General features: G+C 77.8%; 9 protein-coding genes. 3 read left to right on the top strand and 6 right to left on the bottom strand.

Annotation, left to right across the window (positions count from 1 at the left end; translation table 11 throughout):
- Positions 1 to 44: 44 nt before the first annotated feature.
- From ACRYR7_RS22515 to ACRYR7_RS22505, 3 genes are all read right to left on the bottom strand, one after another.
- A complete protein-coding gene (locus ACRYR7_RS22515) occupies positions 45 to 1,073 on the bottom strand; it encodes a cell wall-binding repeat-containing protein (protein ID WP_432574345.1) in 1,029 nt (342 codons plus the stop codon).
- Between the two features lie 23 nt (positions 1,074 to 1,096).
- The gene (locus ACRYR7_RS22510) at positions 1,097 to 2,029 is read right to left on the bottom strand and encodes a ferritin-like domain-containing protein (RefSeq protein ID WP_432574344.1); all 933 of its coding nucleotides are present in this window, start codon (positions 2,027 to 2,029) and stop codon (positions 1,097 to 1,099) included.
- 250 nt (positions 2,030 to 2,279) lie between these two features.
- Positions 2,280 to 3,368, bottom strand: coding sequence for a lactonase family protein (locus tag ACRYR7_RS22505; RefSeq protein ID WP_432574343.1), 1,089 nt, complete (start codon positions 3,366 to 3,368; stop codon positions 2,280 to 2,282).
- Positions 3,369 to 3,400: 32 nt separating this feature from the next.
- Here ACRYR7_RS22505 and ACRYR7_RS22500 point away from each other — a divergent pair, with 32 nt between their 5' ends.
- The 3 genes from ACRYR7_RS22500 to ACRYR7_RS22490 all read left to right on the top strand — a co-directional run bounded on the left by ACRYR7_RS22500 (position 3,401) and on the right by ACRYR7_RS22490 (position 5,178).
- Entirely contained in the window at positions 3,401 to 4,081 is a 681-nt protein-coding gene (locus ACRYR7_RS22500) for a GNAT family N-acetyltransferase (protein WP_432574342.1), read from the top strand.
- Between the two features lie 133 nt (positions 4,082 to 4,214).
- A complete protein-coding gene (locus ACRYR7_RS22495; protein ID WP_432574341.1) occupies positions 4,215 to 4,499 on the top strand; it encodes a hypothetical protein in 285 nt (94 codons plus the stop codon).
- Between the two features lie 97 nt (positions 4,500 to 4,596).
- Entirely contained in the window at positions 4,597 to 5,178 is a 582-nt protein-coding gene (locus ACRYR7_RS22490; protein ID WP_432574347.1) for an MBL fold metallo-hydrolase, read from the top strand.
- A gap of 37 nt (positions 5,179 to 5,215) precedes the next feature.
- Here the strand turns inward: ACRYR7_RS22490 and ACRYR7_RS22485 are convergent, their stop codons facing one another.
- Genes ACRYR7_RS22485 through ACRYR7_RS22475 form a run of 3 tightly spaced genes read right to left on the bottom strand, consistent with a single transcriptional unit; the run spans position 5,216 to position 8,256 of the window.
- Positions 5,216 to 6,640: an MFS transporter gene (locus tag ACRYR7_RS22485; protein ID WP_432574340.1), complete on the bottom strand. Its 1,425-nt coding sequence runs from the start codon at positions 6,638 to 6,640 to the stop codon at positions 5,216 to 5,218.
- A gap of 32 nt (positions 6,641 to 6,672) precedes the next feature.
- A complete protein-coding gene (locus tag ACRYR7_RS22480) occupies positions 6,673 to 7,473 on the bottom strand; it encodes an SDR family NAD(P)-dependent oxidoreductase (protein ID WP_432574339.1) in 801 nt (266 codons plus the stop codon).
- A 54-nt stretch (positions 7,474 to 7,527) separates the two neighbouring features.
- On the bottom strand, positions 7,528 to 8,256 hold the full coding sequence (locus ACRYR7_RS22475; protein WP_432574346.1) for an SDR family NAD(P)-dependent oxidoreductase: 729 nt from the start codon (positions 8,254 to 8,256) through the stop codon (positions 7,528 to 7,530).
- Between the last annotated feature and the right edge of the window lie 104 nt (positions 8,257 to 8,360).

Below are 8,360 nucleotides of genomic sequence, written 5' to 3'. Positions count from 1 at the left end.
GGGCCGCCGCGCGCGGCGGCCCGGGGACCCGGTTCAGCGGGCCGTCACTGCACGGCGGCGGTGGCCGCGTCGGCGGTGGCCTGGCGCACGGACGGCTCGCCGCCGAACACCCAGCCGTTCCCGCTGCGGGTGTAGTTCGCCTTCTGCGCCGTCAGGTACGCGGTGGTGCCCGCGCCCAGACCGCCGTCGAAACCGGTGAACAGCAGCGGCACGCCCTGCGAGCCCGCCACGGGCGCGGCGGCCAGGGCGTCGGCGGCGGTGGCGTCCGTGCCGCCGGTGAGCGCCACGCTCTGCGGGTCGAAGTTCTCGGTGGCGATCGCGTCCTGCGCGATGGCCGCCGCGGTGGCCTGCCGGTCCGCGCCGCCGATGCGCTGCGTGCCGCCGAGGGCGGTGTAGGTGCTCTCGGACACCGAGGCGGGGCTGCCCAGGACCACCCGGTTCGCGGTGCCCAGCTCCCGCAGGGCCGCGGCGGTGGGTGCCGGCACCGAGTCGGCGGCGGTGAGCAGGATCGGGTGGTTCCGCGCCCACGCCACGGGCCCGGCGGCCAGGGCGTCGGCCGTGGCGGTGCCGCTGGCGATGAAAACCTGCTCGGGCGCGTGCTCGTCGTCCACCTGCGCCACCAGGGCGGCGGTCTCGTAGCGGTCGGCGCCGGCGAGGCGGGTGACCTCCAGCCCGGCCGCCTCCCACGCCTGCTGCTGCGCGGCGGGCACGCGGTCGGTGCCGCCGACGATCCACACGTGCTCGACCCCGAGGCGGTCGATCTCGGCGGTGGTCACCGCCGGCACCGCGCGGGTGTCGGTGTAGAGCACCGGGGCGCTGCGCAGGCCGGCGAGGTAGGACGCGGTGAGGCCGTCCACGGTGGCGTAGCCGTTGACGACGACGACGTCGGTGGCGCTGCCGTCCACGGGGGACAGCAGCTTCGAGGCGGCGACCGCCGTGGCGAAGCGGTCGGGCCCGGAGATGCGCTGGTCGAAGGCGAAACCGGGTGCGGCCTGGGCGGGGCCGGCTCCGGCGAGGGCGGCGCCGAGCCCGACGAGCACGGCGACGGCGGGGGTGAGCTTGCTGGTCTTCACGGTCGTCTCCTGGGTTTCGCGGGTCAGCTGGTGGCGATCTCGCCGTTGAGGCCGGCGGGGTAGAACCCGCCCCTGCTGACACCGGCGCCCGGGGTCAGGTAGACGATGTTGAGGACCTCGCCGGGGGTGCGGCTGAAGGCGATGGCGTTCGCGTCGGCGGCGACGAGGTTCGGCCGACCGGCGGAGCCGGTGGTGATGCCCTGGTCCTTGTCGGCGCCGGAGCCGTCGAGGGCGTCGCGGGCGTCGGAGATGAGGTTCGTCGGCGCGGCGAGGCCGTTCTCCAGCAGCAGGGTCCGCACGATGCCGGAGTGGTACGCCTCCACCGCGAGGATGCCGGCGGCGGCCTCCAGGTAGGCGGGGGTGCTGATGAGCGGGGCGGCCCCCTTGTAGGCGGTCACGCCGACGTCCTCGAAGAGGAACGCGCCCAGCAGGAAGGCCTCCTCGGAGGAGAACGGGTCGAACGTCTGGCCCCGCTCGACGACGCCCGCGGCGACGGCGGCGGCGGTGAAGGAGTTCTGCAGGTCGATGGCCGGGCGGGAGACGGCGCTGGCGCCCAGCGCCCCGCGCAGGAACTTCACGTGGGCGATCTCGTCGCCGGCGATCTCCTCGGCGTAGTAGCGCATGGAGCGGCTCTTGAAGGGCACGCGGTGCCCGCCGGTGACCCCGCCCATGGTCCCGGTGCCGGTGGCCATGGAGTCGGCCAGGCCGTGGCCGAAGGCGGCGAAGCTGTAGAACTCCGCCTCGAGGTACTCCAGGTTCAGGGCGAAGTTCAGCACGCTGCCCTCGCTGGGGACGGCGGCGGCGGCCTCGGCCGGCTCGGCGGCGGCGCCGGCGGCGAGCCCGGCGCCCACGGCGCCGGCGGAGAGCAGCCCCATGCCGCGCAGGAACCTCCTGCGGTCGGCGGGCGTCTCGGAACTGCGGTCGATCATGTCGACGATCAGCGACTTCTTGAACATGGGCAGCCTTCGGTCGAGGCACCGGTCAGCGGTGCGTGGGCTCCGTCGCCCGCACGGGCGGCTCGGGTCGCACGTCCCGGGGCGCGGGGCTCGCCGCGTCGTCGGGGCCGTGCACCGCAGGGTTCGGAGCGGCGACCCGATCGGATGGGTGCCGGTTCCGGGCCTCCGGTGCCGGGCACGTCCAGCATGCCGCAGCGGCCCCCGCTCCGCTACCGTCCGTCAAGAAATGATTACGCTCCGGTAGGAGCGGTCACCGCGCCGCGGCGGCGGGGAACGGCAGCACGAACGTCGGCGACCCCACCGCGGCGACCGAGCGGTCCACCACCGCCAGGTCCCCGTCCAGCGCCAGGTGCACCACGAGGTCGGAGTCCTGGGCGCTGACGTACAGGTGCGCGCCGCCCCCGGCGCGCGGCAGCACCCGCAGGTGCCGCGGGTTGCCCGCCCCCAGCGGCACGTCGGCCACCGGCCGCGCCGCGCCGCCGCTCACGTCGTGGACGGTGAGGACGTCGGCGCCGCGGTTGGCGACGACCACCCTGCCCGGCCCCAGGACCGCCACCTCCGAGGGGTGCACGGGACCCGGCGCCGCGCCCAGCAGGGCCGGGTGCACCACCGGCCGCCCGAGCCGGGCGCCCCCGGGACCGTCGAGCACCGGCAGCGACAGCAGCGTGGCGTCCAGCTCCCCGGCCACGTGCAGGGCGCGCGCGCCGGGGCCGCCGGTGAGCGCGACGTGCCGGGGCCCGCACCCGGGCGGGGTGCGCACCCGCTGCACGGGCTCGTCCCCGGCGCGGCCGGTGGCCGGGTCCACGCGGTGCAGGCGCAGCTCGTCGGTGCCCAGGTCCGCCACGAGCAGGGTGGCGGGGTCCAGGAACGTCACCGAGTGCGGGTGCGAGGCCTCCTGCCGGTCGGCGCGCGGGCCGGAGCCGGGGTGGGCCAGGACCTGCACCAGCTCCGCGGCGGCACCGCCGGGGGCGGCGACCAGCCCGACCGAGCCGCCGTAGTTCGCCACCGCGAGCAGCCGCCCGCCGGGGTGGACGGCGAGGTGGCACGGCGAGGCCCCGCCGCTGGGCGCCTCGCCCAGCACGCGCCAGCGGCCCGCGCCGACCGCGCCGCCGGGCTCGGGCTCGAAGCGCCGGGTGGACACGACGCCCTCGTCGAGCTCGTGGGCGGCGTGCAGCGCGCCGGCGGGGCCGGCGGCCAGGAACGACGGGGAGTCGCACGGATCGACCGCGCGCACCGACCCGAGCCGGCCGGTGGCCGCCCCGCGCACCAGCAGCGCCACGCCGCTCCCCCGCCCGCCCGTCGCCGCGGTGTAGGACCCCACGGCCAGCAGCTCGTCCACCCCGCCATCCTGCCGCGCCGGGCTGGGGCAGGATGGGCGCCGTGCCGCAGGAGCCAGCGCAGGACCCGCAGCCCGCGGCGGAACCGCGCCTGCGCCCCTTCGACCCGTCCTCGCCGGGGGACCTGGACGGGCTGTACGAGGTGTGCCTGCGCACCGGGTTCCACGGCGAGGACGCCACCGGCCGCTACGGCGACCCCCGCCTGCTGGGCGACGTGTACGCCGGCCCGTACGCCGCGCACGACCCCGCGCTGGTCACCGTCGTCGACGACGGCGCCGGCGTGGCCGGGTACGTCATCGGCTGCGCCGACACCCTGGCTTTCGAGCAGTGGGCGCGCGCGGAGTGGTGGCGCGGGGTGCGCCGGCGCCACCGCGAGCTCGTCGCCGCGGGCGCGGCGCCCACCGCCCTGGACACCGCGCTGCTGCGCTCGCTGGACGACCCGCCCGGCCCGCGCCCGTACCTGCACGGGCGCGGCGCGCACCCGGCGCACCTGCACATCGACCTGCTGCCGCGCGTGCAGGGCCGCGGGCTGGGCCGGCGCCTGGTGGAGCACCTGCTGGTGCAGCTCGCCGGGCGCGGGGTGCCCGGGGTGCACCTGGGGGTCTCCACCCGCAACGCCGGCGCGGTGGCGTTCTACCGGCGGCTGGGCTTCCGCGAGCTGGTGGAGCCCGGCCCCGACGCCGGGGGCCTGGTGCTGGGGCTGCGGCTGCGCTGACGGGCGCCACCGGCCCCCGCGCCCTCACCGGGAGCCATCTGAGGTCACTGTGCGTGTTTCACCCTCGGCCGGGACGGTCGTCCCGCCACGCACCGGCGGGCGCACCCGCACCCGAGGGGTCACCATCGGAGACGTGGCCGTCTGGACGTCGTTCGTGGACCTCGTGCACTTCGTGGGCGCTGCGGGTTCCGCGGCGCTCGTCGCGGGCTTCGCCGCCGACGGTGAGGGCGCGCGCGCCGCGTTCTACGCCGTCGTCGCGCTCGCCTTCACCGCCGCCCTGCTGCGCCGGCGCGCGCAGCGGCGCACCCCCGCCGCCCCCGCCGTGGTGGACCTGCGCACCGCCCCGGCCGCGCCCGCCCTGGCCGAGGCGGCCCCGCCGCCGGGCACCGCGCCCGACGAGCGCCGCCCGGCCGCCTGAGCCGCGCCCCGGGTAGGTTCGGGGCGTGGCCCGGGCACCGGAGGGGGACGTGGAGCTGACGGCGAGCGCGCAGGTGCGCGCGGTGCACGTGGGGCCGATGGACAACGTCGCGTACCTGCTCACCTGCCGGCGCACGCGCGAGCAGCTCCTCGTGGACGCCGCCGCCGAGCCGGGCGCACTGCTGGAGCTGGTGCGCGCCGGCGACCCCGGCGGCCGGCTGGCCCTGGTGGTCACCACGCACCGCCACCACGACCACGTCGGCGCGCTCGCCGAGGTGGTCGCGGCCACGGGGGCGGCCACCGCCGCCGGCGAGGACGACGCCGACCACCTGCCGGTGCCGGTGGACCGGCGCCTGCGCCACGGCGACGTGCTCGAGGTGGGCGACGTGCGCGCGCGCGTGGTGCACCTGCGCGGGCACACCCCCGGCTCGGTGGCGCTGGTGCTGCCCGGCGGCGGGCAGGGCCCCGACCACGTCTTCACCGGCGACTCCCTCTTCCCCGGCGGGGTGGGCAACACGCGCGGGGACGCGGCGGCGTTCGCCTCGCTGCTCGGCGACGTCACCGAGCGCCTGTTCGGGGAGCTGGCCGACGACGCGGTGGTGCACCCCGGGCACGGGGCGCCCACCACGATCGGCGCCGAGCGCCCCCACCTCGGGCGGTGGCGCGAGCGCGGCTGGTGAGCCGCCCGCGCGCCGTCGCGCGCCCGCCCGGCGGGGTTCAGCCCTCCAGGGCCCGTCCGCGCGTCTCCGGCAGCAGCCAGCTCGCCGCGGCCGCCGCGGCGAACGCCGCGCCGAAGACCACGAACACCAGGCCGGTGCCCCCGGCGTCGACCAGCAGCGGCACGCTCAGCGGCGCCAGGATCGAGGCGATGCGCCCGAACCCGGCCGCCGAGCCGGCACCGCGCCCGCGCACCGCCGTCGGGTACACCTCCGGCGTCAGCGCGTACAGCGCGCCCCAGGCGCCGAGGTTGAAGAACGACAGCAGCACGCCCGCGGTGAGGATCGCCGGCTCGCTGTCGGCGGCGGCGTAGAGCAGCGCCGCCGCGGCGGAACCGACGAGGAACACCGACAGGGTGCGCCGGCGCCCCCACGCCTCCACCAGCCACGCCGAGGCGGCGTAGCCGGGCAGCTGGCCCAGCGTGATGACCAGCGTGAACCCCAGCGAGCGGACCAGGGTGAACCCGTCCTGGAACAGCAGGCTGGGGATCCAGGTGAACGCGCCGTAGTAGCTGAAGTTCACGAAGAACCACACCAGCCACGCGCCGGTGGTGCGCCGGCGCAGCCCGCGCGACCACACCCCCTGCACGGCCGCCGCTCCCGGGGCCGCCGCGCCCGGGGCCGCCGCCGCGGGCGTCACCGGGGCCGTGGCCGCGGGCGTGGCGGCGGGGGCGGCGGTGGAGGCGCCGCCGGTCAGCGGGGCCTCCTCGCGGCGCACGCCGGCGGACTCCTCGAAACCGCGCACGACCCGCTCGGCCTCCTCGTGCCGGCCGCGCGCGACCAGGAAGCGCACCGACTCCGGCAGGCCCCGGCGCACCACCACCGCGTACAGCGCCGGCAGCGCGCCCAGCACCAGCGCCCAGCGCCACCCGTCGTCGGAGGCGGGCACCAGCAGGAACCCCACCAGGGCCGCCGCGGTCCACCCCACCGCCCAGAACGCCTCCAGCAGCACCACGGCGCGCCCGCGCACCCGCTTGGGCGCGAACTCGCTGACGAGGGTGGAGGCCACCGGCAGCTCCGCGCCCAGGCCCAGGCCCACCAGGAACCGGAACACCAGCAGCGAGCCCACCGACCAGGCCAGCGCGGAGGCGCCGCTGGCGACGCCGTACACCAGCAGGGTCAGCGCGAACACCTGCCGGCGGCCCAGCCGGTCGGCGAGCAGGCCGCCCAGGCTCGCGCCGACGGCCATGCCGGCGAACCCGACCGAGGCGATGAGGGACTGCTCCCCGGCCGTGATGCCCCACTGCACGCGCAGCGCCAGCAGCACGTAGGCGACCAGGCCCACGTCGAACGCGTCCAGCGCCCAGCCGACGCCGGAGCCCACGACCAGGCGGCGGTGGCGGCGGGTGAAGGGCAGGTCGTCGAGGCGCTGCGCGGGCGTGAGCACCGCTGCTCCCGCTGCGGCGGGGCGTGCTGGGTCGGACATGCGGGCCACGCTAGTGCCCGCGCGCGCGACCCTCAGATCGTCGCGACCGAGCCGGAGTCCACGCGGTAGTTGCTGCCGTTGACGAAGCTGGCGCGCTCGGAGACCAGGAACGCGATGACGGAGGCGACCTCCTCCGGGCGCCCGCGCCGCTTGAGCTCCATGAACGGGCGGTCCTCGTCGAGGAAGCTGTCGATCGCCTCCTGCACGCTCGTGCCGTTCTCCCGGGCCCGCTTGTCCATCATCGCGTCGGTCATGGGGGTGGCGATGAACGCCGGCGAGACGGCGTTGACCAGCACGCCCTCCGAGCCGTACGTCTTCGACAGCCCCTTGACCAGGCTGAGCACCGCGGCCTTGGCGGCGCAGTACGGCAGCTCGTCGGTGTACGGCTGCACGGCGTCCTCCGAGGCCAGCAGCACCACGCGCCCCCACCCCTTGGCCCGCATGGGGTCCAGGAAGGCGCGCACGACGCGCACGGCGGCGAAGAAGTCGGTCTCCAGGGTGGAGCGCCAGCCGTCCTCGTCGATCTCGTGGAACAGCCCTTGCGCGCCGGTGACGCCGGCGCAGTGCACGAGCACGTCCGGCTCGCCCAGGCGCCCGGCGACCTCCCGCTGCAGGCGCTGCACGTCCTCGGCGCGGGTGAGGTCGGCGGCGACGGCCACGAGGCGGTCCGCGCCGGCGCCGAGCCGCGCGGCGGCCTCGTCGAGGCGCTGCTGGTCGACGTCGGTGAGCGCCACGCGCGCGCCCTCGGCCAGCAGCAGGTGGGCGGTGTGCCAGCCGATGCCGGAGTCGCCGCCGGTGACCAGGGCCGTGCGCCCGGTGAGTTCCAGGTCCATGCCCGCCACGCTAGGCAGCGCGCGCGGTTCCCGCCCGCCGGGACGCCCGGCGCCTCAGCGCGGCGCACGCCGCCACACCGCGCGCGGCGTGGCGCGCATCGCGGCCGCCAGGGCCCGCAGCGACCCCGGCACCCACACCTCCCCGCGCCCGGCGGCCAGCGCCGCCACGGCCGCCTCGGCCACCTGCGGCGGGGTGCTGGACAGCGGCGCGGGGTCCATGCCGGCGCTCATGCGGCCGATCACGAAACCCGGCCGCACCAGCAGCAGGGACACCCCGCTGCCGGCCAGGGCGTCGGCCAGGCCCGAGGCGAAGGCGTCCAGCCCGGCCTTGGCCGAGCCGTAGACGTAGTTCGGCCGGCGCGCGCGCACCCCGGCGATGGAGGAGAACACCACGATCCGCCCGGCGCGCAGCGGGCGCAGCAGCCGCGCCAGGTGGCTGAGCACGCTGACCTGCGCGGTGAAGTCGGTGTGCACCACCGCCAGGGCGTGCGCGACGTCGACCTCGGCACGCGCCTGGTCGCCCAGCACCCCGAAGGCCACGACGGCGTCCAGCGCGCCGTGCCGGGCGACCAGGCCCTCCAGCAGCGGCCCGTGGGCGGCGACGTCGTCGGCGTCGAACTCGACCGCCTCCACGGTGCTCGCGCCCGCCGCGCGCAGCCGGTCCGCCTCGCCCCCGAGCCGGTCGGCGCCGCGGGCGGCGAGCACGACGGTGCGCGCCCCGCGGCGCACGAGCCGCTCGGCGACCTCCAGCCCGATCTCGCTGCGCCCGCCCAGCAGCAGCACCGGCGGGCCGGCCGGGGTCGCGGGGCTCGACAGGACCGGCGGGTTCGGCAGCGCGCTCACGCCCCCACCCCACCACACCCCGCCCGCCCTCCCCCGCCCACCGC

Source organism: Kineococcus gurbantunggutensis, assembly GCF_050871925.1.
Classification (GTDB): domain Bacteria; phylum Actinomycetota; class Actinomycetes; order Actinomycetales; family Kineococcaceae; genus Kineococcus.
The sequence above is the reverse complement of the archived record's forward strand: the minus strand, read 5'-3'. Positions and strand labels throughout refer to the sequence as shown.

Excerpts from the sequence above, each read along its gene's own strand:
- ACRYR7_RS22510 (WP_432574344.1), bottom strand. The coding sequence starts at position 2,029 with ATGTTCAAGAAGTCGCTGATCGTCGACATGATCGACCGCAGTTCCGAG.
- ACRYR7_RS22500 (WP_432574342.1), top strand. The coding sequence starts at position 3,401 with ATGGGCGCCGTGCCGCAGGAGCCAGCGCAGGACCCGCAGCCCGCGGCG.
- ACRYR7_RS22490 (WP_432574347.1), top strand. The coding sequence starts at position 4,597 with ATGGACAACGTCGCGTACCTGCTCACCTGCCGGCGCACGCGCGAGCAG.
- ACRYR7_RS22485 (WP_432574340.1), bottom strand. The coding sequence starts at position 6,640 with ATGTCCGACCCAGCACGCCCCGCCGCAGCGGGAGCAGCGGTGCTCACG.
- ACRYR7_RS22480 (WP_432574339.1), bottom strand. The coding sequence starts at position 7,473 with ATGGACCTGGAACTCACCGGGCGCACGGCCCTGGTCACCGGCGGCGAC.